This is a genomic window from Dyadobacter arcticus, from assembly GCF_011762185.1.
GTDB lineage: Bacteria > Bacteroidota > Bacteroidia > Cytophagales > Spirosomataceae > Dyadobacter > Dyadobacter arcticus.
Map to the genome: position 1 here is coordinate 113,462 of NZ_JAASQJ010000002.1, position 26,999 is coordinate 140,460.

The 26,999-nt window shown below is 45.2% G+C and carries 27 protein-coding genes and 1 pseudogene; 15 read left to right on the plus strand and 13 right to left on the minus strand.

Annotated elements, in window-relative coordinates:
• Nucleotides 1–12 precede the first annotated feature (12 nt).
• Nucleotides 13–3,476: pseudogene (locus FHS68_RS08035) on the minus strand (ThuA domain-containing protein).
• A gap of 222 nt (nucleotides 3,477–3,698) precedes the next feature.
• On the opposite strand from FHS68_RS08035, the gene FHS68_RS08040 reads away from it, so the two are divergent.
• On the plus strand, nucleotides 3,699–4,424 hold the full coding sequence (locus FHS68_RS08040) for an NUDIX hydrolase (RefSeq protein ID WP_167268975.1): 726 nt from the start codon (nucleotides 3,699–3,701) through the stop codon (nucleotides 4,422–4,424).
• Between the two features lie 3 nt (nucleotides 4,425–4,427).
• On the opposite strand, the gene FHS68_RS08045 is transcribed toward FHS68_RS08040, so the two are convergent.
• The 3 genes from FHS68_RS08045 to FHS68_RS08055 all read right to left on the minus strand — a co-directional run bounded on the left by FHS68_RS08045 (nucleotide 4,428) and on the right by FHS68_RS08055 (nucleotide 8,237).
• Nucleotides 4,428–5,288, minus strand: a complete 861-nt coding sequence (locus FHS68_RS08045) for a sugar phosphate isomerase/epimerase family protein (protein ID WP_167268977.1) — start codon at nucleotides 5,286–5,288, stop codon at nucleotides 4,428–4,430.
• Nucleotides 5,289–5,377: 89 nt separating this feature from the next.
• Nucleotides 5,378–5,716: a hypothetical protein gene (locus FHS68_RS08050; protein ID WP_167268979.1), complete on the minus strand. Its 339-nt coding sequence runs from the start codon at nucleotides 5,714–5,716 to the stop codon at nucleotides 5,378–5,380.
• 97 nt (nucleotides 5,717–5,813) lie between these two features.
• Nucleotides 5,814–8,237, minus strand: coding sequence for a glucosidase family protein (locus FHS68_RS08055; protein WP_167268981.1), 2,424 nt, complete (start codon nucleotides 8,235–8,237; stop codon nucleotides 5,814–5,816).
• Nucleotides 8,238–8,398: 161 nt separating this feature from the next.
• On the opposite strand from FHS68_RS08055, the gene bla reads away from it, so the two are divergent.
• From bla to FHS68_RS08075, 4 genes are all read left to right on the plus strand, one after another.
• On the plus strand, nucleotides 8,399–9,136 hold the full coding sequence (gene bla, locus FHS68_RS08060; RefSeq protein ID WP_167268983.1) for a subclass B1 metallo-beta-lactamase: 738 nt from the start codon (nucleotides 8,399–8,401) through the stop codon (nucleotides 9,134–9,136).
• A 303-nt stretch (nucleotides 9,137–9,439) separates the two neighbouring features.
• Complete coding sequence (locus FHS68_RS08065; RefSeq protein ID WP_167268985.1) at nucleotides 9,440–9,721, plus strand: hypothetical protein; 282 nt, start codon at nucleotides 9,440–9,442, stop codon at nucleotides 9,719–9,721.
• Nucleotides 9,722–9,725: 4 nt separating this feature from the next.
• Nucleotides 9,726–10,076 carry a hypothetical protein gene (locus FHS68_RS08070; protein ID WP_167268987.1) on the plus strand — a complete coding sequence of 117 codons (351 nt, stop codon included), beginning with the start codon at nucleotides 9,726–9,728 and terminating at the stop codon, nucleotides 10,074–10,076.
• Between the two features lie 37 nt (nucleotides 10,077–10,113).
• A complete protein-coding gene (locus FHS68_RS08075; RefSeq protein WP_167268989.1) occupies nucleotides 10,114–10,680 on the plus strand; it encodes a cupin domain-containing protein in 567 nt (188 codons plus the stop codon).
• 5 nt (nucleotides 10,681–10,685) lie between these two features.
• On the opposite strand, the gene FHS68_RS08080 is transcribed toward FHS68_RS08075, so the two are convergent.
• Together FHS68_RS08080 and FHS68_RS08085 are read right to left on the minus strand one after the other, a co-directional pair.
• Nucleotides 10,686–11,354, minus strand: coding sequence for an NAD(P)H-binding protein (locus FHS68_RS08080; RefSeq protein WP_167268991.1), 669 nt, complete (start codon nucleotides 11,352–11,354; stop codon nucleotides 10,686–10,688).
• On the minus strand, nucleotides 11,341–11,559 hold the full coding sequence (locus FHS68_RS08085; RefSeq protein ID WP_167268993.1) for a hypothetical protein: 219 nt from the start codon (nucleotides 11,557–11,559) through the stop codon (nucleotides 11,341–11,343). Before FHS68_RS08085 ends, FHS68_RS08080 begins: the two co-directional genes overlap by 14 nt.
• Nucleotides 11,560–11,743: 184 nt before the next feature.
• Between FHS68_RS08085 and FHS68_RS08090 the strand changes: the two genes are divergently transcribed.
• Nucleotides 11,744–12,343, plus strand: a complete 600-nt coding sequence (locus FHS68_RS08090) for a YceI family protein (protein ID WP_167268995.1) — start codon at nucleotides 11,744–11,746, stop codon at nucleotides 12,341–12,343.
• Between the two features lie 5 nt (nucleotides 12,344–12,348).
• On the opposite strand, the gene FHS68_RS08095 is transcribed toward FHS68_RS08090, so the two are convergent.
• Both FHS68_RS08095 and FHS68_RS08100 read right to left on the minus strand, forming a co-directional pair.
• The gene (locus FHS68_RS08095) at nucleotides 12,349–12,804 is read right to left on the minus strand and encodes a DinB family protein (protein WP_167268997.1); all 456 of its coding nucleotides are present in this window, start codon (nucleotides 12,802–12,804) and stop codon (nucleotides 12,349–12,351) included.
• Between the two features lie 41 nt (nucleotides 12,805–12,845).
• Nucleotides 12,846–13,832 carry an NAD-dependent epimerase/dehydratase family protein gene (locus FHS68_RS08100; RefSeq protein WP_167268999.1) on the minus strand — a complete coding sequence of 329 codons (987 nt, stop codon included), beginning with the start codon at nucleotides 13,830–13,832 and terminating at the stop codon, nucleotides 12,846–12,848.
• A 224-nt stretch (nucleotides 13,833–14,056) separates the two neighbouring features.
• Here FHS68_RS08100 and FHS68_RS08105 point away from each other — a divergent pair, with 224 nt between their 5' ends.
• Together FHS68_RS08105 and FHS68_RS08110 are read left to right on the plus strand one after the other, a co-directional pair.
• Complete coding sequence (locus tag FHS68_RS08105) at nucleotides 14,057–14,938, plus strand: pirin family protein (protein ID WP_167269001.1); 882 nt, start codon at nucleotides 14,057–14,059, stop codon at nucleotides 14,936–14,938.
• Between the two features lie 74 nt (nucleotides 14,939–15,012).
• On the plus strand, nucleotides 15,013–15,369 hold the full coding sequence (locus tag FHS68_RS08110; RefSeq protein ID WP_167269003.1) for a hypothetical protein: 357 nt from the start codon (nucleotides 15,013–15,015) through the stop codon (nucleotides 15,367–15,369).
• Here the strand turns inward: FHS68_RS08110 and FHS68_RS08115 are convergent.
• Nucleotides 15,345–15,857, minus strand: a complete 513-nt coding sequence (locus FHS68_RS08115) for a sialate O-acetylesterase (protein ID WP_167269005.1) — start codon at nucleotides 15,855–15,857, stop codon at nucleotides 15,345–15,347. The two genes, FHS68_RS08110 and FHS68_RS08115, sit on opposite strands and share 25 nt — an antisense overlap.
• A gap of 190 nt (nucleotides 15,858–16,047) precedes the next feature.
• Between FHS68_RS08115 and FHS68_RS08120 the strand changes: the two genes are divergently transcribed.
• The 5 genes from FHS68_RS08120 to FHS68_RS08140 all read left to right on the plus strand — a co-directional run bounded on the left by FHS68_RS08120 (nucleotide 16,048) and on the right by FHS68_RS08140 (nucleotide 21,245).
• Complete coding sequence (locus FHS68_RS08120; RefSeq protein ID WP_167269007.1) at nucleotides 16,048–17,136, plus strand: sensor histidine kinase; 1,089 nt, start codon at nucleotides 16,048–16,050, stop codon at nucleotides 17,134–17,136.
• The gene (locus tag FHS68_RS08125) at nucleotides 17,133–17,900 is read left to right on the plus strand and encodes a LytR/AlgR family response regulator transcription factor (protein ID WP_167269009.1); all 768 of its coding nucleotides are present in this window, start codon (nucleotides 17,133–17,135) and stop codon (nucleotides 17,898–17,900) included. Before FHS68_RS08120 ends, FHS68_RS08125 begins: the two co-directional genes overlap by 4 nt.
• 125 nt (nucleotides 17,901–18,025) lie before the next feature.
• Nucleotides 18,026–18,808 carry a hypothetical protein gene (locus FHS68_RS08130; protein ID WP_167269010.1) on the plus strand — a complete coding sequence of 261 codons (783 nt, stop codon included), beginning with the start codon at nucleotides 18,026–18,028 and terminating at the stop codon, nucleotides 18,806–18,808.
• Nucleotides 18,809–18,871: 63 nt separating this feature from the next.
• Nucleotides 18,872–20,155 carry a Gfo/Idh/MocA family protein gene (locus FHS68_RS08135; protein WP_167269012.1) on the plus strand — a complete coding sequence of 428 codons (1,284 nt, stop codon included), beginning with the start codon at nucleotides 18,872–18,874 and terminating at the stop codon, nucleotides 20,153–20,155.
• Between the two features lie 124 nt (nucleotides 20,156–20,279).
• Complete coding sequence (locus FHS68_RS08140; protein WP_167269014.1) at nucleotides 20,280–21,245, plus strand: nitrilase family protein; 966 nt, start codon at nucleotides 20,280–20,282, stop codon at nucleotides 21,243–21,245.
• On the opposite strand, the gene FHS68_RS08145 is transcribed toward FHS68_RS08140, so the two are convergent.
• Complete coding sequence (locus tag FHS68_RS08145) at nucleotides 21,222–21,938, minus strand: SDR family NAD(P)-dependent oxidoreductase (RefSeq protein ID WP_167269016.1); 717 nt, start codon at nucleotides 21,936–21,938, stop codon at nucleotides 21,222–21,224. The genes FHS68_RS08140 and FHS68_RS08145 overlap by 24 nt on opposite strands.
• Before the next feature lie 11 nt (nucleotides 21,939–21,949).
• The gene (locus FHS68_RS08150) at nucleotides 21,950–22,306 is read right to left on the minus strand and encodes a DUF4174 domain-containing protein (protein ID WP_167269017.1); all 357 of its coding nucleotides are present in this window, start codon (nucleotides 22,304–22,306) and stop codon (nucleotides 21,950–21,952) included.
• A gap of 169 nt (nucleotides 22,307–22,475) precedes the next feature.
• Between FHS68_RS08150 and FHS68_RS08155 the strand changes: the two genes are divergently transcribed.
• Nucleotides 22,476–22,946, plus strand: a complete 471-nt coding sequence (locus FHS68_RS08155; RefSeq protein WP_167269019.1) for a DUF7678 domain-containing protein — start codon at nucleotides 22,476–22,478, stop codon at nucleotides 22,944–22,946.
• Between the two features lie 111 nt (nucleotides 22,947–23,057).
• On the opposite strand, the gene FHS68_RS08160 is transcribed toward FHS68_RS08155, so the two are convergent.
• Both FHS68_RS08160 and FHS68_RS08165 read right to left on the minus strand, forming a co-directional pair.
• Nucleotides 23,058–25,778, minus strand: coding sequence for an ABC transporter permease (locus tag FHS68_RS08160; RefSeq protein WP_167269021.1), 2,721 nt, complete (start codon nucleotides 25,776–25,778; stop codon nucleotides 23,058–23,060).
• A complete protein-coding gene (locus tag FHS68_RS08165; protein WP_167269022.1) occupies nucleotides 25,775–26,113 on the minus strand; it encodes a PadR family transcriptional regulator in 339 nt (112 codons plus the stop codon). Before FHS68_RS08165 ends, FHS68_RS08160 begins: the two co-directional genes overlap by 4 nt.
• Nucleotides 26,114–26,321: 208 nt before the next feature.
• Between FHS68_RS08165 and FHS68_RS08170 the strand changes: the two genes are divergently transcribed.
• Nucleotides 26,322–26,999, plus strand: coding sequence for an ankyrin repeat domain-containing protein (locus FHS68_RS08170; RefSeq protein WP_167269024.1), 678 nt, complete (start codon nucleotides 26,322–26,324; stop codon nucleotides 26,997–26,999).

A 26,999-nucleotide genomic window follows, 5' to 3' on the forward strand; every position in this document is an offset into this window, starting at 1 on the left:
AGTTGGACCACCTCACTGCGCATCGGTACCTAAGACAAATTCGGAGCCGACAACAATCATGAGGGAATGTTCCTCGGCCTTTGGATTCACAAAAACAACATACACATCATGTAGCTTGCCGTCTGATTTATCGGCCAGTTTCACAGGCACAGTAAGCAGCGTTGGCTTAAAGTCCATTTTATCCGACGCTTCCAGAAATTCGGATTCGCCTACCAGCTTGCCGGTCGGGCTGTCCAATCGCAACTCAACTTTTCCGCCTGCCGCATTCAATTGCGGTTTCGGTGCCATTGCCTGCAATTTCAGTTCGGCAATCGCATTCAAATCGATTTGTTTTAGTACCATATAAGCGCCTGATTTGGAAGCAATGGCCAAATTCATTCCGCTGTTGGAAACCTTCATGATATTTTCATAACCATCAAAGCCATGGACATCAATTTTTGCATTTCTCAGAACAAATGACTGTTCGGATTTTAATGAAGGCAGACCTCCTGCCCCACCGTCTTCATAAGCGGCCCTCACAATAAATATACCTTTACCCTTATCTCCCGAAGGAAGTTTGGCATTGTAGCTGCCTTTTACAGGAAGCGATTTTTCTTTGGGTTTTTCATTGATCGTATTCATAATATACTTCACCATTTCAGAAGCATCAGCCGTTGACAGCTGCGGATGCGCCGCCATAGCAGTCTCTCCCCAAACACCGCCGCCTCCTGAGATTACCTTCTTCGTCAGCCTTTCGACCGCTGAATTATCCCCTTTGTATTTTGCCGAAACTTCCTTGTATGCAGGGCCAATGGATTTTTTATCAATGGCATGACAAGCTTTGCAATCGCTGGCTTCAATCAATTTTTTGCCGGTATTAAATGCAGCGCTGGCATCCGCAGAACGGTGTCCCTGAGCGATGGCGATTTTATCATAACCTTCGGCCAGATAATCAATGTTTACCGCAACACGTTCAGGGTCAATGCCTTTTTCTAATGTCCCGTCCTCCTTATCCGAAACTTTAATGTCGTAGTTAAAGGGTTTGTCTGCGGTAAAGAATGATTTATTGCTTGCTGGCATTTCCAGACTTAAAACAGGGGGCTCGTTGCCGACAGTAATATCCATCGATTGCGCACTTACGCCGCCTTTACCGTCATTCACGGTCAGCGTGGCTTTGTAAGTACCCACTTTGGCAAGCGTCATATTAGCATCCTGCGTGTTGATTGACTTGGTGAAGCCGTTTTTCGAGGTGATTTTCCAAGTATAGGAAAGTGCGTCACCGTCCGCGTCCGCAGTACCTCTTGCACTCAGTTTAAGAGCCATCGGTGCGGCACCGCCCATTTTGTTTGCGACCATTTGCAGTTGAGGCTTTCTGTTACCTCCATTGTATTCAATGCGGATCAGGCGGGCATCGTCATTCGCAGAAAACCAGCCGGTACCATATTCCAGCATATACAAATCGCCATTGTCGGCAAATTCCATATCCATCGGATTCGAGAATTTATGGCTGGGCATAAAACGCTCCATCGCAACATAATTCCCTTCCTGGTCCATCGTGACGGACATGATCCAGCCGCGCATCCAGTCGTAAGTCAGTATTTTGCCATTGTAATAGCTTGGGAATGAATGCGGCGCATTTTTGAAAGCATCGGAATAAAAAACAGGACCTGCCATTGCATTTCTGCCACCGCTACCCACCAGCGGAAATTCCGGGGACACGGCGTAAGGATACCAGATAAATGCTTTTTGAGCTGGCGGAAGCACTTTCAAGCCGGTATTGTTGGGCGAAGTATTGCTCGGCGCACTGACGTCCCATTTTTCCAATGATTTTTTATTTGCAAAATCGTACTTCGAGTAGGCCTTATTATCGCCCACAAAATGCGGCCATCCAAAATTACCAGCCTTGCGCGCCTGCCCTACTTCATCGTGACCAGCTGGCCCTCGGCTCGAATCAGGTTTAGCAGCATCCGGCCCAACCTCTCCCCAATATACGTAGCTCGTTTTTGATCCACTGAAATGCGGAATGGATTACGGTGTCCCATAGTAAAAATTTCGGGACGGGTTAGGGCAGTTCCTTTTGGAAAAAGATTGCCTTCCGGAATGCTATATGGGGCGGCCCCTGCGGTACCGTCAGCCTTAGGCGTAATGCGGATGATTTTACCGCGAAGGTCATTGGTATTGGCCGAAGATTTTTGTGCATCCCAAGCCATCCGTCCTTCTTGCTCATCGCTCGGACTATATCCGCTGGAACCGTGTGGATTGGTATTATCTCCCGTCGATAAATACAAATTACCCGCTTTGTCCCAGGCAATGGAGCCGCCGGTGTGGCAACACTCTTCGCGCTGTGTTGGAATTTCCAGTAATATCTTTTTTGAATCCAAATCAAGCTCGTCACCTTTCAATTCAAATCGCGCCAGCACATTCTTGGGTTCTTCGGGGACTGAATAATAAAGGTATATCCAATGGTTCTGAGCGAAGTTGGGGTCTTTGTTTAAACCCAAAAGTCCGTCCTCACCCATTGTTTCTTTTCCTTCCTTGTTTTTGTATTTCGTGCTGACCGGGATTTTGGTAATGGTTTTCAGCTCTTTTGTTTTGGTATTGTAAAGCTTTACCTCACCTTTTCGCTGAATGAATAAAATCCGCCCATCATTCAACACGCTCAGTTCCATCGGCTCGTCCAGCTTTTCTTCCAGGACTACCTTTGTAAAACGGTTTTCCTCAGGCTTCGCTTTTGAAAAATCAACTGGTTTAGGCGCATCGCCACCGACTGCATATTTAATTCCCGCTGATAAATGGTTCAGGAAAAGTGGTTCTGAGAATGTTTCATCGGTATGTCCCATGGCGGTATAAAACGAGCGACCACCATCAAATTCCTGGTACCAGCCCATTGGGTGAAAATCAGGGTTTTTTCCACCGATATAACTCTTGTCATCGATTTCAAGAACAACCTTGATATTTGGGGAAATATCTTTAAAACTGTAAAACTCATCTGTTCTCTCGAATTCGTCCGGCATTCCCTGGGTAGCCCAGTTTTTCTCGGTAACGCTAAATTTACCTTTTTGAACATTGCTGGGCGTTGAAGGATGGTCAAGAAAATAGGCTCCTGCCAGCTTGCCATACCAAGGCCAATCGTACTCGGTATCGGTGGCTGCATGAATGCCCACGTATCCGCCACCCGCCTGGATATAGCGTTCAAATGCGGTTTGCTGCTCATTATTCAGTATATCACCGGTCGTGTTCAGAAATATAACAGCATTAAATTTCTTAAGATTGCCTTCAGTAAACTGCGTGGCATCCTCCGTAAAGCTGACATTGAAGCCCTTCTCTTTCGACATTTTGGTAAGTGCCGTTATCCCAGCTGCGATCGACTGATGCCTGAAAGAGGCTGTCTTACTGAAAACCAGCACATTAGTAGAACTTATTTGCGCAAAAACAGGATAGGACAACAGCCACGAGCCAATAATAGCGACACTGACAAGGCAAGATTTTAGGTTCATCCGGATTAATAAGTTTGATTCAGTAAGGCAAAGTTATTATATTTTGATTTATTGTCTAAAATTAAGACAATAAATATTTTTCTATTATACATTTGTATTGTACCAGAGTCAGAAAACAGCATTTTGCCCACGAACGAGAAAAATAAACTACCTATCGATGGCCTGTGTAGTTTTGCCGAAATAAATGTTAGTACCAAAAACCTACTCCTAAGCCACTCCATCATGCATAATCCGAGCCAGCAGAATTACATCCAGCAACTGTCCATTGACTGCGTTATTTTTGGTTACCACGACAAACAGCTAAAAGTGCTGATTCCCAAACTCAATTTTAATGGAGATTTCTGGGCTGTGCCGGGTGGTTTTGTTTACCAGGATGAGGATATTGATAAAGCGGCAGACCGCATTCTTCAGGAACGCACGGGGATCACAGAAATTTATCTGGAACAATTTCATGTTTTTGGAAAAGCCGCCAGGAACAGCCAGAAATTCATTGACCGCCTGATCTCACTTAACCCTGACATGCTTGGTGATGAATTGATTGTAAAGGCAGAATATGAGTGGTTTGCGCGAAGATTTGTTTCAATCGGATATTATGCGCTGGTGGATATTAATAAGGTAATACCTCAAAAAATAGACCTGGATGATTCTGTCGAATGGTACAATATCAAAGATTTGCCGGAAATGATCATTGATCATAACGAGATCGTCATCAAAGCGCTTGAAACGCTCAGGCTCAATCTCGACGAAAAACTGATCGCGTTTAATTTATTGCCTGAAACCTTTACAATGCGGGAAGTCCAGGAGCTCTACGAAACTATTTTTGACAAACCGTTTGCCCGAAATAATTTTCAAAAAATGATCCTGGACCTCGATGTTTTGGAGCGGCTGGAAAAGAAATTTACGGGAGCGGCGAATAAAGCGCCTTACCTGTACCGGTTCCGGAAATAGCTTTTATTGCTTCAATCCTTTCAAATAAGCCATGGTTTGTGGCACCTGCGTGGCATAACTCGGGCTTTCGTCCTCAATGTAGTAGTGCTCGATGGCCGATTTTTTTGCGGCTTTCAGGATTGCGGGAATATCCAGCTGGCCAGTTCCGAGCGCCACATCATTCGTCACAGGCGTTCCACCCGACAGGTTTCCTTCGACGCCCTTCCGCAAATCTTTCATATGCATCAATTTGAAGCGTTTGGGATATTTTTCGAGCAGTCCCGCAGGATCACCGCCAGGGAAAAACGCCCATAGAACGTCCAATTCAAAACTGACATAGGCTGGATCTGTTTTCTTGATAATGTAGTCCAAAAGCGTTCCGTCTTCGTGTTTTTCGAATTCGTAGCCGTGGTTATGATAGCAGAACGTGAGTCCAAATTCATCTTTCAGGCGCTTTCCAATTGTGTTGAAATCGGCTATCGTTGAATCCGCCTTTGCCAATGTAAAAGCACCTTTATGAGGTACCCAGGCAACGCGTACAAACTTAGCACCCAATGTTTTAGCATTCTGCCCCACTTCTTGTGTTTTGTTCAATGCGTCGTCGTAACTCACCCCGAAAGATGAGCAATGCATATCGCGTTCATCCAGTAGCTTCTTAATATCGGCCGCGGTTCTCTTGAATAAGTTGGAAAATTCCATATCCTTGATACCCAGTGCTTTCAGCGTGTCTAATGTAAGGGCTACGTCCTTTGAAAAACTGGAACGATAGGTGTAGGACACCATTCCTGGCGTTTGAGGGAAAAGCTGCTTTCCTTTTTGTGCAAAAAGCAGGTTGCTGCTCATTGAAAAAGTAAGTGCTAACAATAACAGAATTTTGATTTTCATTTTTAGTTTCCAGTTTGAATACGGCTTGTCTTAGCTGTAAGACGACGGACCTAGCACATCTCCCTGACCTCTGCAAAATCCAAGATCTGCTAATAGGCAAATTCTTCCTTCACCTTCTCCGCAAGAACCTCAACTTTATTTACAAAACTTTCGCATTCTGCCTCTGTCATGGATTCAACGGTGTGGCGTATGGCATTCATAACCATAAAACCATCCTCATCCCTCTTTACACCTTTGATACTTGCCAATCGCTGCAAATCGGTCCATTCTGCTGCCAATGATTCAGAAAAATATTTGGGATCAATGATATTGAAATAAGAGGATTGGGCTTTTAACCTTTCCTTCAGACTTGGTTGCCTGGTATCTTTTTTGAGGGCGTCGACAAGTTTAGACAGCTCTATCAGAGCAAATACATTTGACTTTTTCATGAAAATAACGTTGAGGGTAACAAACTAACATTACGCGAATTTAAACATCATTTGGTCAATTGATACCTATGGTTTCATAATTATGTTCAATTATTTATTACTGGCGATCCATCGACAACGATATGTTGCTTCCGGTGACTTCAAACATGTCAAATAGTCCCTGTTGCCTTGGCTGCACATTTTTACCATTGACACGCCAGTTGTTAAATTTATTCTTCGGGAACGTCAACATTACCTTCCAGTCATCCTTTGTCTGAGTTAAATCCCATTGTTCTGCTTTCCCGGATCGTTTGAAAACAATATCAAGCTCATTGTTCCCGACGATTACATTTTCAAGTTTTGCGTCATTCCATTTGGAGGGCATTTGCGGCTGAAAATGGATTGTTTTCTTCGAAGATTCCGGATTCACACCAAAAAATTGCTGCACAATCGGAACGGCATAACTATACACATTCCAGGCTTGCGACATCATGCCATAATCGGGAGATACCTCATAAATCGACCCGGGTAATGCAAAGCTGAACGACTTTGTCATGCGTCTGAGATAGCTTAATGCATTATCGGGCTGGCCATAATTATTCTCGGAAATCGCCAATACGCCGGTTGGTAAAGTCATCACAGCGCCTGTGTAGGTGAACACCTTATTGTTTCCCGCCACCGAGCGTTCATCTTTCCCGGCGGATTCATCTCTGTCGATACCTGTGACAAATGCGCCAAACGGGTTTGTGAATTTTGAAGCCGTTTCCAATGCGGCCAGGGCTTTTGCACTATCCGCAATGCCAGTTTCCATCGGCGTGTTCACCACCCAATTGTGATGTACGACGAATCCCTTCTTTTGTTTCGCCCCACTCCTGATAACGGCCGACTTCGCAGCCTTTAATTCAGCAACAGCCCAGGGTTTTTTAAGCGTGTCTGCTCTGACTATTGCATCGTCAATTAATCGTATCGCTTGGACTGGAGTACCAATAAAATCTGCAAATGAATTGCTTTCAGGAACCCAAAAATCTTGGTTGATCAGCGTACGCAGCTGGCCTGCAATGGTTTTGTATTGTGCTGATAACTGACTATCACCTAATTCCATTGCCATATAAGAAGCGTCGGCAAATGCTTTTTGGGTATATGCGGCGACGTCGGTCATTTCACTATCCATGCCGTGGATCTCCATCATTCCGAAACCATCCGGAAGCAGGTTACCGTCCTTGTCATTCTCTTTCAGAAGCCAGTTAAGGCCTTTTTTGATGACGGGAAAATACTTTTTCAAAAACTCCTTATCACCTGTCCAGGCATAGACGGCTGCAATTAACGATGCAAACTGGGGAGTTTCATTGACGTTTCCGGGATTGTATACTGCGCCATTGGTGGACGCTTCGTGGATGATCCTGCCATTTCCGTTTGTTTTTTCTGAAAGTTTATCAAGAACAGCTATCGCGCTGTAAACAAGGTCGGGCTGCCCGGTAGCGATGAGCCCTTTTAATGCATATTCACTATCCGCACCAAACCACCATGGATAATCCGGCGCACCCGCTGACAAGCCGCGACCCACCGCCGGAACGTCCCTTACCAGCCAATCGGTATCGTATTTCACCCATCGGAATGCTTCTTCCAATTCTTTATCGGGAATTGTAAGCTTTGATTTTTCCGAAATGCTTGCGTAACGCTGCTTCTTGGCAGTGAGCATTTTAGCGGCGTCTTTTTGCACTTCGGCAAATGTTTCACCGGCTTTTTCAGCCGATTCATAGGATCCTGAAACTGTAATCGGAATGCGTAGTGATGCACCGGCTGCAATTTCAAGCGAATAACTGATCGCAGCTATCGCACCTTTTCCTTTCGGCTTGTAATCGCATGCAAAAACGCCTTGTGAATGCTTTTCAGGAGCTGTATTCGATCCAAATTGGACATACCAGTCGTTTAGGCTATCCTTAACAACCCAACTCTGTGAAGATTTTTCCCAGACGGCGATGTCCTGGCCGTCGACCATACTCGTGCGCTCGCCAAGCCACACCGGCCTCAGATCGGAGTAACCGGTAAAGTCAAATGTGAATTTCCTGGTATCATTTCCGGTATTGGTAAAATTAAACTCGATTACAACTGCCTCCTTCCCATCGGGAACAAACTGGAAACGCTCGACGACCAGGTCTTTCAAACCACTTCGAAAAATATGTTTATTGGCAAATGGAAAATTGGTGAACGTATCTGCTTTCATCAGGCAAACCTGCCGATTATCGGAGGTTATCGTCGCTACAAAGCCGTCCATCAGCTTAATCGGGTGGTCCCAGATCCCGCCCATTTCTCCCGTAACATGCCAGCCCAATTCGGGAAAAGCCCCATCCTGCGTCCCAACCATGTACACGCGATCACCCGCTGTAATGTAAGGTGTGTTCAGGTAAGCCGATTTGCCATTGATATGCTCAACATCTGACACTAACGTTTGAAGACTTTCACTTTCCCCTACTTTCTTCCTGCATTGGGTCAAGCATGAGAAAAGCAAAACAATGGCAAAAAAACGGCTTAGGAAATCCATACAGCAAACCAGGTTGAAATTTTTCCAAGTTAGTCAGTATTTAACCGTCATAACAAACCCAGATATAAATACAAGGGGCCGAGCTATCTTGGAATCAATGATGAATATTTATCTAAATCCTGTTTTATTTGTTCAATCCAATAAAACAAACCAATATAAGTATGATCAGATCGTATTTGTTTCTCTGTCTCGTCCTTCTGACACTCAAAACCGCCTCGGCCCAAGTATCCGACAAAGGCATCAGCAATGATAAAATCATCATTCAAAAAATTACCGACAATGTTTACCAGCATATCACCTATTTGCAGACGCAGACATTTGGGAAAGTTGCGTGTAACGGAATGGTCGTTTTTGACAAAGGGGAAGCCGTTATTTTCGATACCCCCGCTGATGATAGCACGTCGGCCCTTTTATTGAACTGGCTGAAAGACAGTCTGAACTGCAAAGCAATAGCCGTGATTCCTACCCATTTTCATGAAGACTGCGTAGGTGGCCTGCGGGAATTTCACCGCCGTGGCGTTCCCTCATATGCCAATAACACGACCATTGTGTCAGCCAAAGAAAGAGGCTTCCCCGTCCCGCAAACCGGTTTTGACAAGGTAATGAACCTGAAGGTGGGCAAGCGGACAGTGACTGCAGAATTTTTCGGGGAAGGACACACCCGTGACAATGTCATTGGCTACTTCCCAAGCGACAAAATCATGTTTGGCGGCTGCCTGATCAAGGAAATCAATGCAACAAAAGGCAACCTCGCCGACGCCAACGTCAACGCCTGGCCAGCCACGGTCACCAAGCTAAAATCAAAATACCCCGACACCAAAGTGGTTATCCCGGGCCATGGCAAGTCGGGCGATACCGCGTTGCTGGATTATACGATTAAGTTGTTTGAAGGAAAGTGATGGGAGCCTTCCGCACCCATTAGCTCACATAAATAACCGCTAGATATCTCGGCCCTGCCGCAGGATGAATCCTCCTTTCCGAAATCCACTTTGCAGAAGTAAATCCCTCCTGGCTGGGCTTATAATCATATTGGCAATCTGCTGCCGATGGTTTTGCCCAATTATAATAGAGTAAGCTTCTCAATGAATAACAATTACCTTAAAAGGCATGAGGAGAATTTGGCCTCTGCTAAGTTATTGATTTACACTCACGGCAATTATTGTAGTAGCGTTCATTGCTCGTATTATTCCGTTTTTCAATACATGCTACACATTCACAAGATCAGAGGTATTCGGAGCTATCGAGAGAGAGATCGCCTGGATACGCTAGGATCTCATGATTTGATTATCAATGCGACATTTACGAAATTGCTTGAAGTTGATAAAATGAAGGCCCTTTTCTTCAATGGTGAAATGGTCAAATTGAAGGCCGAAAGACTTGTGGCTGATTACAGAGAACAATATATTGATCAAACAAGAAGTATTGTCTCTTTCGAAATCGCGAAAAATGTTATCAAAATTCTTTCCGAAACTCTAAAACTCTAATGCCATGACAAATGAAGAGAGCTTGGTCATCAAGCTAATTGATTCTTTGGCTGCGAAGCATGAGGGGATGTTATTTCTATATGGCTACGACGAGTTCCTTAATCATCATATTGTAGAAGTCGGACCGCTCGAAAAATTTAAAAATGACGAATACTTATCAGACGAAGTTGAAGTGATAGCACAATTCTTGGCTATTTACCCCGACAAAGGCTTTTCGTTTATTGGCAATGATCCTTACATAAAAGTCGAAAATCCAATCTACCAGACTAAAAGTCGGCCAAACAAATCTAATTCCAAACGCTTAACTTCACCTGCAAAATCCTTCTGGAATCATTGGGCCAGGCTGTTTCATTGATCTTCCTGAATTGAAATCCTTAAAACTCAACCAAACCATGAAAAGAATTAGCTTCATTTCCAGTCTCGCCGTGTTGGCTTCTCTACCGTTGATGGCTTTTGCAAAAGGTAAGAATGCTGTAAAGGATATTATTAAGGTATTTAAAACAAAGGCCGGAGAAGGTAGGAAACATGGGCACATTCAATTAAAAGGTGTCAATTCCAACGTGTTGGACGTCAAAATTTCGGGCAGTGATACCAATGGTGGTTTGGCCATTTTTGAACAGACGTCATTGAGCCAGGGACGGGGCACGCCGCTGCACGTCCATCCTAGTCAAGATGAGATATTTTATGTCATTGAAGGTTCGTATCAATTCTTGGTCGGCGGGGAGAAATTTAGTCTGACAACCGGCGAAAGCATTTTCCTTCCCCGCACAGTTCCACACGCCTGGACGCAAGCATCTCCAAAAGGCAAAATGCTGGTTACCATGCAACCTGCGGGCAAACTGGAAGATTTCTTCATCACCATGGCCGCGCTGGATCACGAACCAACTCCCGCGGAAGTCGCTAAGATTTTTGAAGCGAACGAAATGAAGGTGGTCGGCCCACCTTTAAAGCTGGAATAGATGCGTTATAACAGCGGATTCATTTCCTTCCACTCATAAATTTTCACTTTTTCAGACGCTCGTTTCGCCGCCTGGATCATTGCTTTTGCAACATCCTTCCCCTCAATACCTCTATACTTTTGCATTGGGCCGACAAAAAGTGGATTGAGTAGCGAGAAAACGTTGATAAGGAATTTTTCCAATGACCGGCTCTCTTTCCGGTTTCCCATGAGCATCGATGGACGGAAAATGTAGGTATGTTCCAGGTTCAGGGCAATAATGTCACGCTCGGTTTCACCTTTTGTCCTGATATAGAAAACATTGGAGCCCGTTTTCGATCCCACTGCGGTAACAATCAGGACAGATTTTGCGCCGTTTTCTTTGGCGATTTTGGTTGCCAGAACCGGATAGTCATGATCCACCTGGTAATATTCTGCCTGGTCGGGCGTATTCTGCTTTGTCGTTCCGAGCGCGATATAAATTTCATCAGCAACCATCTGGTCTTTCAAATCGGGCAATGTTTGATAGTTGCCGATCAGAATTTTGAGTTTGGGATGAGAAACATTCAAGCTTTTCCGGACCACCACAGTGATCTGTCCGTAGTCCGGATCCCTTAACAGTTCATCCATAAGATACGACCCAATGAATCCGCTGGCTCCAAAAATGATCGCGCTTTTGCCACTAATTCCCTCCATTTTTCTCCAATTGCGTTAGGATCTGACTTAGTTTGTCGATAGCCAGCGACAAATGTGGCCGGCCGCTTGGTGTGGTTCCGTTTGCCTCGTGAATGGCCTGAAGAATCAGGTTTTGCTGGGCAAGTTGTAAGCATTCAAACTTGGTTAGCTCAGGATATTTCTCCTGAAATCCTTCTGCGAGTTCGTCGAGACTGTGAATGATCATGGGTTGAGATTTAAATGTTAGCAGCAGTTGAAAGCCCTGCTTAACCAAATCTAATCAATTAAAATCCCGTAACCACTTCAAATGGTCGACTTTTCAGACGGTTCATCTATTATTTTTCGAATTAACCCAAGGTATTTCTTGATTTGCCAAATGCGCTGCCGCAAATCATTCTTAATTTACAACTATGAACGAACGCTTCCTGCCACTTTTATCCCTGGCTTTCCTCTCTTGCATGATGATTTCCCGACCGCTTCGAGCTGCGTTGCACTCATTCAATGATACACTAAAAGTGAATTTGGCAACATCCAAAATTGATTGGAAAGGCACCAAAATGTTCGGCGCTGGAAAGCATGAAGGCGAAGTTCCGCTGCTGAATGGCTATGTGATCGTCAAAAAAAACACATTAATCGGAGGCCGTTTTACGATTGATATGAAAAATCTGACCGTTACCGATATTCCCAAAACTGACCCAATACCGATCAGGAATTTGAATACTCATTTGAAAAGTAAAGACTTCTTCGACGTTCAGACTTTTCCGACGGCCAGCCTGATTTTAGATAAAATCAAACAATCCGGCAAAGATAGTTTGGATATTTCCGCGCATCTTACGATGAGGGGCGTTACTCAGTCGATTCAATTTAAGGTATCCAAAAACGCTACACGCTATACTGCCCATTTCATAATCGACCGTTTCAGATGGAATGTCGGATACACTGGCAGCTGGGCCGACAGGACGTTGGTTGACAAGGATATTGACCTGAAAATCACTATTGCAACCAACTAAAAGCTTTAAAACATTTTAGCATACCTGATATAATCCGTGCCAGGAGGCGCAATTCCAAGACTACGGATCAGGTAAATGACCTGTCCGCGGTGATAAGTCGAATGGTTGACCAGATGCGTCAACACATCCGAGACTGTATTCAGAAAAGGCTCACCAGCCATATTTTTGTAATCAAGCTTCTCGTTGAAGTCTTCCTCATTGAAGGTATTGATCAGTTCAACCCAAAGCTCACCATTGCTGGCTAACCCATCGGAAATTGCTACCAGCGGAAGGTTATTCCAAACAGGAACATCCGCCTGCTGTTTCAAAACCCTGTAATACCAATTGCTTTGCGCATGTACCAAATGACTCATTATCCGGATTATCTGCTCATCCTGGATATTGTGTTCTATCAAAAATTCAGCAATGGTTTGGTTAGCCCAGTAATTGAAATCAAAAAATCTCAGAAAGAATGTTTTCATTAGCTAATTGGATTTTTAGAAAAAAATTTACAAACAACTACCTAAATCTCTACCGGATACGGTCCCTGATCAAATTGTTCCTGATGATATCCTTTGCTTCCCACTTCTATTGCCAAAGGACTGCGAAAGTCCATGCCTTCTCTCAAACATTGAAGCACATATGCAAAATCATATCCGGGTTGCCAGCCGAGTTCCTTTGTGGCGAGTTTGCTATCATACACCCGTTCAATATTGGGAAATATCTTCCATCCCTTTTTCTCGAAGAGGCTTTTGCAATCGGGAAAATATTTGCTGATCACCTCTGGCGCATTTTCGCGCAACATACTAAGATCTTCCTTCGCAAATGGCGTAGTGGCAGAGACAATGAATTTTCCAAAACCAACCGAAGCAGCTTTTTCCAATGCAAGCAGGTGCACATTTACAGCATCTTCGATGTCCAGCCGCCGATACAGCAGTTCAAGCGCCTGTACATTAACAGTATCATATTCCTGGCGGATCAGCGCATTGTCGTCGTCTTCGGGAAAAAAACGGGATGTTCTCAACACAATGATTGGCATACTACTCTTTCGATGCAAGAGTTCGCAAAGGTTTTCCGCGGCCAGCTTGGTAACACCATAAATATTCTTGGGTATCGGCGTCAATTCTTCGGTCACCCAAGCGGCTGGCTGACCCGGCTGCGGGTTCATCGCTTCCCCGAAAACACTGGTCGTACTTGTGAAAACGAACGAATTTACATTGGCCGAAGCTGCTTCTTCGAGCAAGTTTAGTGTGCCGGAAATGTTGGTATCGATAAAATCCTGCTTACTGTGCGTGCCCACATGCGGCTTGTGCAATGTAGCGGTATGAATTACATGGACGACTCCCTCCATCGCCTTTTCCACGAAACCCCTGTCTACAATCGATCCGACGAGATCCGTGAATGCTGAAGGCTGGATGTCCAGTCCGATTGCCTTTTTCCCCTGCGCCCGTAGCGTACGCACGACGCCTTCTCCGAGGTGGCCGGCACTGCCCGTTACCAAAATGCTCATTTTTATTCGCGTTTTATTGATGTTTCAAAGTTAGCGCAACCCGCCTTCCGTCAAAACAATCATGTATAGTTAAATTTTAAAATTAAACTCCCGCTACAAAAAAAGTACTAACCAATAGTATAGTACCATTCCCTGAATAATAAGTCAATCATTTTTGTTTAAACTGTGCAGCCTGCTAAAAAAATGTAGGCTTTGTTACCTAATAATTAATAAATCACATGGTGATGGAAACTCAAAGCTTTAAACGAAAACTGGTTAATATACAAACACCGCATCCACATCAGGGTTTTCTTGGCCCTGATCACACAGCCCGCGCGGTCATCCAAAACGACTTTGTAAATAGCGACCCTTTTATCATTCTCATGGACGATTTTCTGGACAAAAAGAATGGTCAGCCGATCGGTGGGCCGCACCCTCATGCAGGGTTTGAAACCGTATCCCTGTTGCTGGAAGGTGAGATGGGCGACTCTGCGCACATGATGAAAGCCGGCGATTTCCAGATAATGACCGCCGGAAGCGGCATTGTGCATACCGAATCCATTGACCGCGAATCCAGGATGCGCCTTTTGCAAATGTGGCTGAACCTCCCTAAAAAGGATCGTTGGACTACGCCGCGCGTGCAGGATCTTGCCTGGGAACAGGTTCCGAAAACTTCCTTAAACGGTGTGGATATCAGGTTGTATAGCGGTTCTCTGGCAGGTTTGACTTCTCCAATACAAAACCACGTCCCCATTATCGTCGCAGACATTCTGTTAGAGCCTGGCGCTCAAACAATTCAGGCGTTTAGTGCGTCCTACAATACATTTCTATATGTGATTGAAGGTAGCATTGAAGTCGGTGAGGATCAGCAGGTATTGAAACAAAACCAGATTGGCTGGCTGAATAAATTTTCGGTTAATGCACCAGGCGAGCTTACCTTAAAAGGCGGCGCATCGGGCGGACGTGTTGTGCTATACGCTGGACAGCCGCAGAATGATCCAATCGTTTCTTATGGGCCTTTCATTGCGGATAAAGAAGACGAAATCAAAGCATTATATAAGGATTTCAGACAGGGTAAAATCGCGCATGTATCGACATTGCCGGAAGCGCAGCGCTTTAGTTATTAGTTAAGCTACTTACACATTGCATTTTTTTGTTCATTGCGGAAATTTATCAAGAACCATCATTTGAGGGAAGCTCTATGCTGAGACAAATTATCGCAGTAATCGGAGGTTATACTGTTTTTGTGGTCAGTTCGCTGCTGCTGTTCAGAGTATCCGGCGTTAAGCCGCATGGTGATGCTTCCACAAGTTTTATGATTTTGACTGCACTTTACGGACTTCTTTTTTCATTAGTTGGCGGCATCGTAACGCAATTGGTCGCAGGAAGAAAAAGCATGACCGTCAATTATGCGCTGGCTTTGATCACTGCCGGGTTTGCGACTTTTTCTTATTTCAAAGCAACTGGTAGTCATTGGACACAGCTTCTCGCCATATTTGTTTTTGCACCAATCTCAGTTAAAGGTGGTTGGATTTATTTTAACCGAAAATTGAAATGAAAGACATTATCAAGAAGTTCAAATTTAAAGGTGGGCCGACTGTGATTAATTAGCAGGGATACCATTCGTGTAACCGGAGAAGAATATGGCATTACAACGGTCACAGCAGTTTCCATCAACGACACATGGAGTGCATTGCGTTTCAGGCCGGTTGATCGGGTTGGGAAGTGACAATGGGGGTCTTGATTAGTATCTAAATCAGCCATTGCTTTCGCAAACGCAAAGCCCGGCCCGACTCCAATTACAGCAGGTTTATCAAAATGCAAAGGCTCCGTAGCGAGTTGCCAGATATTATCTTTCGTCAAAACCCAAACTCGTGGGTGGGTTGTTTTATCTTGTTCCTCCACCGCTCCACGTCCCGCCATATTGGATTGTCCGGCAAGCAGGTAGAGATGAAATTGCTTTCTGGGAGCAACAGGCTGGGCAAATGTAGCACAGGAGAGCAGGATCAGGTAAATAGTAACGTGGAGCAGCAGGTCCCCAAACATGCTGATTCCTATTCCATGATATTCTGATTGATTTTGTTAAAATGAAAAGTCGATCTGATTGGGATAAAGCTCATTTTGATGATAAAAGTGGCTTCGGAACAAGTATTTGGAACCACCGTTTACTTTTGTAGTATCATACTGAAAATGCCTGTTTCCGTATGTTGAATGATGAACATATGAAAATCAAAAAATGAGGCCTTACATTTTCGGTCAGAAGTGGCTGCTCGGTTTTGCGCTGGCACTTATCTACATTCCCCTACGTACATACATCAACGTTCCGCCCGAACGGTGGCATACCATCCCAGGGAATCTGCCTTTATTTTCGGTTGAAATAATCATCAGTACTATTTTTTACACCAGCTGGATTTACCTGGTTGATTGGGTATTGCAAAAGATGTCAATACTGACAGGCAGTAATAACTCATTGGAATTCAAACTTTCCAACCAGCTGATTACACTGATCCCCTCCATCCTGCTTGCGGTTCTGTTCAATTTTATCCTGAGTTATACCTGGGGACAAATGGGTCATTTATGGACCCGAATGCCCACACCGTTCACCCGCCATCCCCAATGGCTGATTATCAGGCCTATGCAGATTCGTGCAAACGAGGCATTGACCATTCTGGCGTTGACAGCAGCTTATTATCTCTGCGTTAGTAACCAGGTTCAGGAGAAGATGAAAAAATTGCTGGTCAATTCCGAAAAGCTGGAAAAAGAAAATATGAGCGCCCGGTTTCTTGCTTTGAAAAACCAGATCAGCCCGCATTTTCTGTTTAATAACCTGAGTGTACTTTCGTCTCTGGTGGAGTCGAGGCCGGAGCAATCGAGCGAATTCATTCAACAGTTATCCCTCGCCTATCGTTACATTTTGGAACAGGCGGAATTGCACCAAATCAGTTTAAAAGAGGAAATCAAGTTTCTGGAAACCTATACTTTTCTGCTGCGGACCCGGTTCAAAGAAAAAGTGCTGATGGATGTGCAGTTGACCGCCGAAGACCTCGAACGGTATTCCATTATCCCACTTACCTTGCAGCTTTTGATTGAAAATGCAGTCAAGCACAACACCATGTCGCTCAATAATCCGCTGTCCATTCGTATTGCCATTGAAAGCGGCATGTTGGTTGTCAGCAACCCCTTGCAACTTAGGTTACCCGGCGAGCCGACGACCAGACTGGGCCTGAAAAACATTGTGAACAGGTACAAGCTTTTGCTGAATAAGGAGGTTATTATTGATAAAAGTGAGGGCCATTTTGTCGTAAAAATCCCGCTAATATCATGAATGTGCTGATTGTTGAGGACGAAGAACTGAGTGCGGAGCGGCTCCAAAACCTGATTTTGAGCATTGATCCTACCATTGGGGTCCTCGCTGTCATCCCTTCCGTTTTTGAAACCATTTCGTATCTGCAAGATCCGGCCAAAATACAGCCAGACCTGATTTTCCTGGACATTCATTTGGAGGACGACAATGGTTTCAGGATCATTGAAAGCCTGGATCTCATGATCCCGATCATTTTTACGACAGCATTTGATGCGTATATGCAAAAAGCTTTCAAGGCGCACAGCATTGATTACCTTTTGAAACCCATCAATCCGCTCGAACTGCAAAACTCACTGATGAAATTCAAAAGGCTGTCCGAATCTTCGAAGGGCAGTACGGACAGTAATGCGGAAAATGGGCTGCCTGCAACCACGCTGATCACCAAATATAAGGACCGTTTTCTTGCCACGGCCGGGTCACGGATTTTTACATTTAAGACCCTGGATATTGCTTATTTCATAATCGAGGAAAGGGCAACCTTTCTGCGCCTGTTCGATGGTAGGCATTTCGCAATGGAATATAGCCTCGAAAAGCTATCTCAAATGCTTGATCCTGCCGATTTTTTTCGCATTAACCGGACCATGCTCATTTCCTTCAATGCCATCCGAGACATTCATGTTATTTCCGCTGGCAAACTCAAAATCGATCTGAATCCAACGCTGACGCAGGAAACATACATTAGCTCCGAACGCATTACGGAATTTAAAAACTGGCTGGGAAGGTAAGTAGCGGTTACAACTCTGCATCAGAAATCGACGTTTCGGCTCCCGAAAATCGGCCTTCCGCTATTCTTAATTTTAATTGATTAACTGATTCATAAAATTGGTATTGTAGAAAAGCCAATTTGTGTATGCCAGCAATCAAGTTTCATGCCCGTAAAAAATTCCATTTGCTTCAAAGCAAGACCAGGAATTGGGAAAGCAACCCAGAGCACCTTGAACACTACCGGATCATTTTCGTCATGTCCGGCGAGGGGAATTTTATATTGAATAACCAAATGCGCGGTTATTCCAGACAGGGCATTATTCTTCTCAAACCCGGTCAGCGGCTTTTGTTTCAGGAAGATCGGGAAACAGAGGTTTTTATGATCGCTTTCGATTCTTGTCTGGCGGAAAATTTTCAAGGAAAAAAAGCATTGACACCCAATTTTGCGGACACTTATAAGCAGGCTGAAAATCTTTGTACCAATAACCGGCTCACCCAGGGCAGGCCACTTCAAAGTGAGCATGATGGGCAAACGATCGCCTATCTGATCCAGCAAATGTCTTTTGAGGTAATGCAGCGGTCGGCTTCATACATTAAACTGATCCAGGGTAGCGTCGAGCTTTTTGTGACAGTTCTGGCAAGAAATAATTTTGAAAGTAAAAAAACCGAAGAAAAAATATCCCAACAAACCCTGGCCGATGCGATAATTGAATACCTCAGGAATGAGCTGCATTTAAACAAAAACATACGCATTCCTGAGCTGCTTTTGCGATTCAATATTTCAGAAGAAGGGGCCAATCTCTGCATCATGAACCAGACCGGCATGTCGCTGCGGAACTTCATTTTCAAATACAAAGCCGATCTTTTCAAAAGCCGGTTGTTGAAAGTGGATGTGCTGGAATTGTCTCCTTACTTGCGACCTCGCTAACAAATCAGAGTAATTTTCAGGCCAGATCGGGCTTTAAATAAATGTTTATTTACCCCGATCATCATGAGCATACATACCAACAGGAGAGAATTTGTTAAAATGGCTGGTCTTGGCGCGCTGGGCTTTACGATTTTGCCATCGCTGCATGGCAAGGCCGCACCAAGCGACAGGCTGCGCATTGCACACATCGGACTAGGTGGTATGGGCAACAATCACATGAAATGGTTCGCTAACCTTGCTGAGGTTGAGATCGTTGCACTTTGCGATGTGGATGAATTGCACCTGGGCGAAACGAAGCAAAAACTGCTGACTATGCAACCCAACGCCAAAGTAGATACATACGGCGATTTCCGTAAAGTCCTTGAACGAAAAGATATCGATGCCATCACCGTAGCTACTCCGGATCATTGGCACGCCCAGATTGCTACCCTCGCGTTTCAGGCAGGTAAGGACGTGTATGGCGAAAAACCGCTTTCCTATTGTTTGAAAGAAGGCAAAATGATGCTCAAACATATGAACAAGCACGACCGGATCTTCCAAATGGGCAATCAGATCCATGCGGGAGATAATTTTCACCGGGTGGTTGAGATTATCAAATCAGGTGCGATTGGAAATGTGCATACGGTGCGGTTATGGAAACAATCCACCACAAAAGAATTGGGTTCTCCTACAGTTCAGGCTGTTCCTAAGACCTTAAATTGGGATATGTGGCTGGGTCCCGCGCCTTATACGGATTACATTCCTGAAAAATGCCATTTTACTTACAGATACTTCCTGGATTATTCGGGCGGTGAATTCGCTGATTTCTGGTGCCACATAGCGGATGTAGTTTATTCTTCCATTCAGCCCACAGGATTGAAAAAGATCAGCGCACGCGGCGAGGCCTACACCGGCATTGCCGATGCGCCCAAGACATTGAATGTGGATTATGAATTCGAAAACCTGAAAATTTTCTGGACTGCAATACCACCTGATGTTCCGAGAGCCGCCAACCGGGGAATCGGCGCTTATTTTGAAGGCGACAAAGGAACATTGATCTGCGATTACAGTACCAAAGAAATTACCATCAATGGCGTTACAATGGCAGATATACCAGAGATCCCCATCACAAATCCAAGGTCCCCCGGCCACCAGCAAAATTTCGTCGACGCCGTCAAATCCCGCAAACAACCCGAATCAAACCTGGCTTATGCCCGCGAACTGACAATCCCCATGCACTTGGGATTGATTTCATACCGCCTGAAAAGAGAATTGAACTGGAATGCGGAGAAGGAAAAGTTTATTGGTGATAAGGAAGCGAATAAGTTGCTTTCACGGAAGCCCAGGAAAGGTTGGGATTTGGTTTAAGCGTTTTCTACATCTCCTGCATGCGGCAAAGCCAACCGGTACATTATAGGTATAGAGTTATGAGAACGGATCAAATATCTTTGCAACAAGATCCTTTTTGAAACAGCATCCACTCCATTCAGTCATGAACCCAATAAAAATTGCAACTGCTCAATTTGAAAACCATAGCGGGGATAAGGCCCGTAACCTTGAAATCATCCGGCAGTTATCGAAAGAGGCTGCTGCAAAAGGCGCCGAAGTAATTGCTTTCCACGAATGTTCGATAACCGGGTATACATTCGCAATGCAACTTTCACGGGAGGAAATGCTTGAAATTTCGGAGCCAATTCCTGATGGGCCGAGCATTCAGACACTTATCAGCATTGCACGCGAAAGCAACATCGTCATTCTCGCAGGTTTGTTTGAAAAAGACGAGGCGGACAAAATGTTCAAGGCGTACGTCTGTGTGGATGGAAATGGATTGATTGCAAAATACCGTAAGCTGCATCCGTTCATCAATGCGCATCTTACACCCGGCGATCAGTATGTCGTTTTTGATCTTTTAGGCTGGAAATGCGGAATATTGATTTGTTACGACAATAACATTATTGAGAATGTAAGGGCAACCAAACTACTTGGCGCCGACATTATTTTCATGCCGCACGTCACCATGTGCACGCCTTCTACCCGCCCGGGTGCAGGATTTGTGGATCCGGAACTTTGGTACAACCGCCACGCCGACCCCACTTCCCTCCGGCAGGAATTCGACGGTTTGAAAGGAAGGGCATGGCTGATGAAGTGGCTTCCTGCACGCGCTTACGACAATGCGATTTATGCGATTTTTTCTAATCCAATTGGTATGGATCATGATCAGCTCAAAAATGGCTGCTCCATGATCCTGGATCCGTTTGGAGACATCATTGCAGAATGCCGGGAACTGGATAACGACATTGCGATCGCAACACTTACGCCTGAAAAACTGAAACAAGCAGGAGGCTACCGCTACCTTAAAGCACGTCGGCCCGAATTGTATAAAAGTATCATCGGACAACCGCACGAGCCGGATCAGCAGGTGGTATGGTTACCCTTAAATCAGCCTAAGCTTTCCTAACCCACCATCGATTCCGATTACCTGCCCGGTCATCCAACTGCTTTGGTCGGATAGCAAAAAGCCGATTGCATGGCTAATGTCCTCGGGCTGACCATATTTACCTGTCGGGTGTCTTTTCGCAGAGGCTTCACGTTTTTCTGGCGTACTTAGCAGATTTTGAGCAAGTTGTGTGTCCGTGAGGGACGGCGCTACTACATTCACGCGGATTTGCTGCGCTGCCAGTTCTGCTGCGAGCGACAGTGCCAACCCTTCCACGGCACCTTTTGCGGCTGCAATGCTGGCGTGATATGGCATCCCGGTTTGGGCAGCAACCGAGCTGATCAAAACAATGGACGCGCCTTTTGCGGTTTTGAGCGGCTTTAACGCTTGCTGGATAAGCTTTGCAGCACCCAATACATTGAGATTGAAATCATTCAGAAAGTCCTCGTCTGTAAGTCTAGCGAAGGGCTTCAGGTTGATACTACCAATTGAATATACAAATCCGTGAAGCGTTTCAGGCAAGGCTCCATTCATTGCCGCAACGTTAGCAGTAACATCAAGCGGGATATGGCGCACACTTTCGTCCCATTCATCCGATGCAGATCTCGAAACTACATAAACATTTGCGCCATTTGCACAAAGCATTTTGACCAAGGATAAACCAATTCCGGCACTACCACCAGCTACTAAAATATTCTTCCGCTGAAATTCCATGAGCAATGAGGTTAGCGATTGTTTTTTATTTCACTCTTTCGCATCGGCATTGCATCTACCAACGCGAAGAGTTCTTTCGCCGACACAAATTCCGTTGACCGATGTTTTTCTCCGCCATCTCTGCCCACCAGGATAAAGGTAAAAGCGCTGGAAGTATCTACCTTCCATCTGCTCCATTTTGATCCGGTTTCTTTTGAAAGCTGGATTGGAGTAAACTGGATATCCCGTTCCGTCAGCCCGCCCTCATTGATTTTGAACTCCTTTGACTGCTTCTCCAGCAACGCTACGCCTTCTGCATTGTAAAATACCAATGCTTGTCGGGGCTGATCGGCTGTGAGCATCATGATTGCGATAAGTAATATTTTCATATCGGCAATGCTTACAACAATGATACCAGGGCAGTAATCACCTGCACTATCCTATCTATACTAAGAATAAATACAAATTTTGGAATCGGCAGGTCAAATGTCTTTTTTGCTAGAATATCTTTTACAAACCTGCGTATTTTTGAATGAATCGTCAGACTGATAAAGGTATATGCGCAAAGTATTGAACAAAAACTTTCGCCTGAAAGATGAACAGATCAATAAACTTAAGGATCTAAGTGCCTTCGACGGCTCTGATCCTTTGGTGCATGTTACCAAGGCAATTGATGAGTATCTGGATAAGCAAACGATGCAAATCAGTTCTCCAAAAGAAAAGGAGATCCATGCTGAAATAAAAGACCGGTCCCGCGATCCCAGGATTTCCGGAGCGCTTTGGGTATCCGGCAATGTTGGGAAGTACGAATTTTCCGCACTGATTTTAGCCGAACCTTCCAAGTCAGGCATTGACAGGGGCCGGATTTCCAAATTATCCATCCTCGATCCCGTTGTCAGGGAAAAAACGAAAAGCTTTATTGGATCCTGCATTGTCAACTACGACCGTGGTTGGGACATCCGTCCGAGTAAAATTGCAGAGCCGTTTTACAATAGATTGAGGATTTTGGTTGACCAAATCGCCAAATAATCTAACTCCCGTCCCTTTTCTTACACCTCCCTTTTTTAATGCGGCGGATATTCGCTGATGGTCTACATAAAGATCTTTTTGTGCACCTGCAACAGGTGCCATTGAGATAACCTATTCGCTGCGCAAAGTCTTAACCGGATTCATCAAAGCCGCCTTGATCGATTGAAAACAGACTGTGAGCAATGCGACGCTGATCGCCAGGAAACCTGCCAGCGCAAACATCCACCATTCTACGTCGATTTTATAGGCGAAATCCTGCAGCCAGCGATCCATGGCATACCAGGCAAGCGGGGTAGCAAGCAGGATTCCGATTAAAACCGGCTTCAGAAAGTCTTTGGAAAGCAGGGAAACAATGCTGCCTACACTGGCTCCAAGCACTTTTCTAACACCAATTTCCTTTGCCCGCTGCTCGGCAGTAAATGCTGACAAACCGAACAATCCCAGACAAGCAATGAAAACTGTCGCCAGCACCATGCTGATAAATATGGTCTGGCGTCGGGCATCTTCCCGGTAAAACAAGGCCAGTTGCTGATCCAGGAAATGGTATTCGAACAAATCTTCCGGATCTATTTTTTGCAGGATGTACTTCATTTGCCCGATCGTTTCCGGTGAATCTTTGCCGGACAACCGGATCGTGAAATAATCGATCTGCTGGATCGGGTTCACACGGTAACCGATCACCAGCGGCGAAATGGTTTCCCGCAGCGACCGGAAGTTGAAATCTTTAACGATACCCACTATTTGCACCTTTAAAGGAACGTCGAGCGGATACATATTCCCGTTGCCTCCCCTGCGCGGAATATTTATCCACTGTTCACCCGGAGAATGAATGCCCAGCTCCTTCGCCGCCGATTCGTTGATCAGTACCGAGGACGAATCCGCAGGCGCATTGTTTCCAAAGTTCCGGCCTGCAAGCAACTTAATGTCAAATGTTTTCAGAAAATCTTCATCAGCCCCGATGAATGTCATATTCGAATTCACTCCTGCGGGAGCTGCCGGAACATGCACTTCAACTTGCGCCAGGTTTTTCCATTCGCCCGGAACGCGGGAGGAAACTGAAACCTGGTTAACGCCAGCCAGCTTACTGTATTCTGATTTAATTGTCTGGAAATTATCGCGGACTTTGCCGCTATTGATATCGACTATAACCAGTTGTTCTTTATTGAAACCCAGGTTTTTAGTCCTTACAAATCGCAGCTGCAAATAAACGACCAGCGTCGCCACAATCATGACTACCGATAATGTAAACTGAAAAACCACCAGACCCTGCCGTAACTGGGTTTTATTGGTTCCGGGCGTCGAGGTAACTCCTTTTATCAGCAATAATGGTTGAAACTTCGAAAGCAAAAATGCGGGATAGCTTCCTGAAAGCAGGCCAGTAAGAAGTGTTGCCAAAACGACGATAAGCCATATGCGGTAATCAGATGAAAAATTCATGGCCAGGGCCTTTTCTGTAAAAGCATTAAACCCGGGTAAAGCCAGTTGGACGGCAAGCAGCGCAATAACCAATGCGATGAAGGTAATCACCAGCGATTCCATCAGGAACTGGAAAGTGAGACTTCCGCGGTTCGCACCCGCTACTTTCCGGACACCAATTTCTTTTGCCCGACGCGAGGCGCGCGCAGTGGTGAGGTTAATGTAGTTAATGCAGGCGATGAGCAGTACAAATATGCCAATGATCGCAAACACATAAACGTAAGTAATGTCGCCCATCCGGCCCACGCTATTGTTCCGTTCCGCGCTGTTATCTATATCCTCAGAATAAAAATGGATATCCCGCAAAGGCTGAAGAAAGAAAATGCCTGCTTTCTGGTCTTTTGGCAAATGCCCTGCCACTGCATTCTTTATTTTCGTTGCAACAGATTGACTTTGCGCATGATCTTTCAGTAAAAGGTAAGTCACGAAATTATTTGAAGACCAGTCGCTGCCGGAATCTTCCGTAAACCACTTTTCGCTATGAATGGTGGTTTCCGAAAAAAGGATGTCGAATTGAAAACTGGAATTGGCAGGAACGTCTTCACAAACTCCGGTCACCCGAAAAGGCGTGTCGAAACCATCGGTATCCACGATTTTACCGATCGCATCGGTCGTACCAAACAGGTTCAGTGCCATTTGGCGGGAAATAACCGTGGTATATGGTTGCTGCAAAGCGGTAGCCCGGTTACCCGCAGTGAGATGATAATCAAAAACCGTGAAAAAATGCTCATCCGCAATGGTAATCTCCCTGAGAAACACATTTCTGCCAGTACTGTCAGAAACATTCATGCGACCTAATGCAGTCACCCGCACGGCATTCTCAACTTCCGGCAATTCGGTTGTAGCGTACTTCCCAATCTGGTAACCGACTGAGGATACATGTGTTTGCTTGCCATTTTCAGAAGTGCGTTTCTGGGTTATCCGGTAAATCCGGTCCACATTTTCATGAAAAGCATCAAATGTCAATTCATCGAAAAGGTAGAGCGAGATCAGAAAGAAGCACGTCATCCCGAAAGTCAGCCCAATGATGTTAATGGCCGAATTTGCCTTGTATTTGGCGAGGTTACGAAAGGCGATTTTAATGTAGTCTCTGATCATGGCTATATTTAAGATTGAAGATTTTCCGAATTGATTTGCTTGCTTCCGCCGACGCACAAATGGCGGCAATACGGACATTACGTTGAATAGATATTTTAAATTGGCTGGCCATTTTCCTGATTTTTGATACCAATGGTCATATAATTCGTCCAGGTCACCCTCCACTTCCTCTAATGTATTCTTAGGATGCAATAATGTTAGCAATTGCTGCATCCAGCCGGGCGGCGACTGGCGATCGGGCTGTTTGGTGGCTCTCATATCCCGCTCAGTTTTAAAGTATTGGAAGGGATCATTTGCCAGAGATCCTTGCGAAGCTGCTGAATGTCATGCAAGGCCCTGCTGCCGAGCGCGGTCACTTTAAATATGCGTTTTCGCCTGCCACCGCGCTCAGCACTCGCGCCACCTAACTCGGATTTCACAAAACCTTTTTCTTCCAGCCGGATCAATGTGTTATGTATTGTCCCGAAAGTGACACTCCTCCCCGTGTGCTCCTCCAGCGTCTGGCTGATCGTGACGCCATAACCCTCGCCGTCGAGAATAGCGACCATGAGTAAAACCACCTCCTCAAACTCTCCAAGGTAAGTCCGGCGCATAGCTAAATCTGATTAGTTTCTATTTTATCGTACAAATCCATGCCACTTTTTTAAAAGTGCATGAATAGGGCAAATTAGCGTTACTTGAAGGTTTTTTGAATGAATTTTATGTCCGCAAAAGAACGTGGCGTGTCCGCTATTGAACATTTGGCGGAAACTTATTAGTTTTCAAACATTAATCTGAGAAAGTATAGCTGAGAAAACAGATATGTTGTCGGAACCAGAGGATATCCAAACCGCATTCATCCGCGCTGCCATTTGGCACGGGTCGTTGGATGAGGCCAATACCATGCTCTCATTGTACCGTAAATTGGCGGGCCTAAGCATTTACACGGCTGCCATACTTGGCAATGCACAACTTGTCCGCGATTTCGTGGCGGCCGATCCCGGAAGTGTCACGAGTCAGGCTGCACCTTTTGGCGGTAACGCATTGGTTTATTTATGTATGTCAAAATATCTGCGACTTGAAAAAGAGAAAAGTGAAGCTTTTCTAGAAACAGCCAGGATACTTTTGGATGCAGGAGTGGATCCGAACTCCGGTTTTTGGACTACGGGCACTTATCCCGAGTTTGAAACCGCACTTTACGGCGCAGCTGGCCTTGCCCATCATGAGAAGCTGACAAAACTTTTGCTGGAATATGGAGCCGATCCCAACGATGGTGAGGCAGTATACCATTCTCCCGAAACCGATGAAAACGGAGCAATGATTGCACTGGTTGAAACCGGGAAAGTTTCAACCGAAAATCTTGTGCTAATGCTCATCCGCAAACACGACTGGCATGACTACGATGGCGTAAAATACCTGCTCGAATATGGCGTAGACCCGAATGGTCATTGGGATACGGCAACCCCTTTTCACCATGCATTGAAGCGTAACAATCATTAG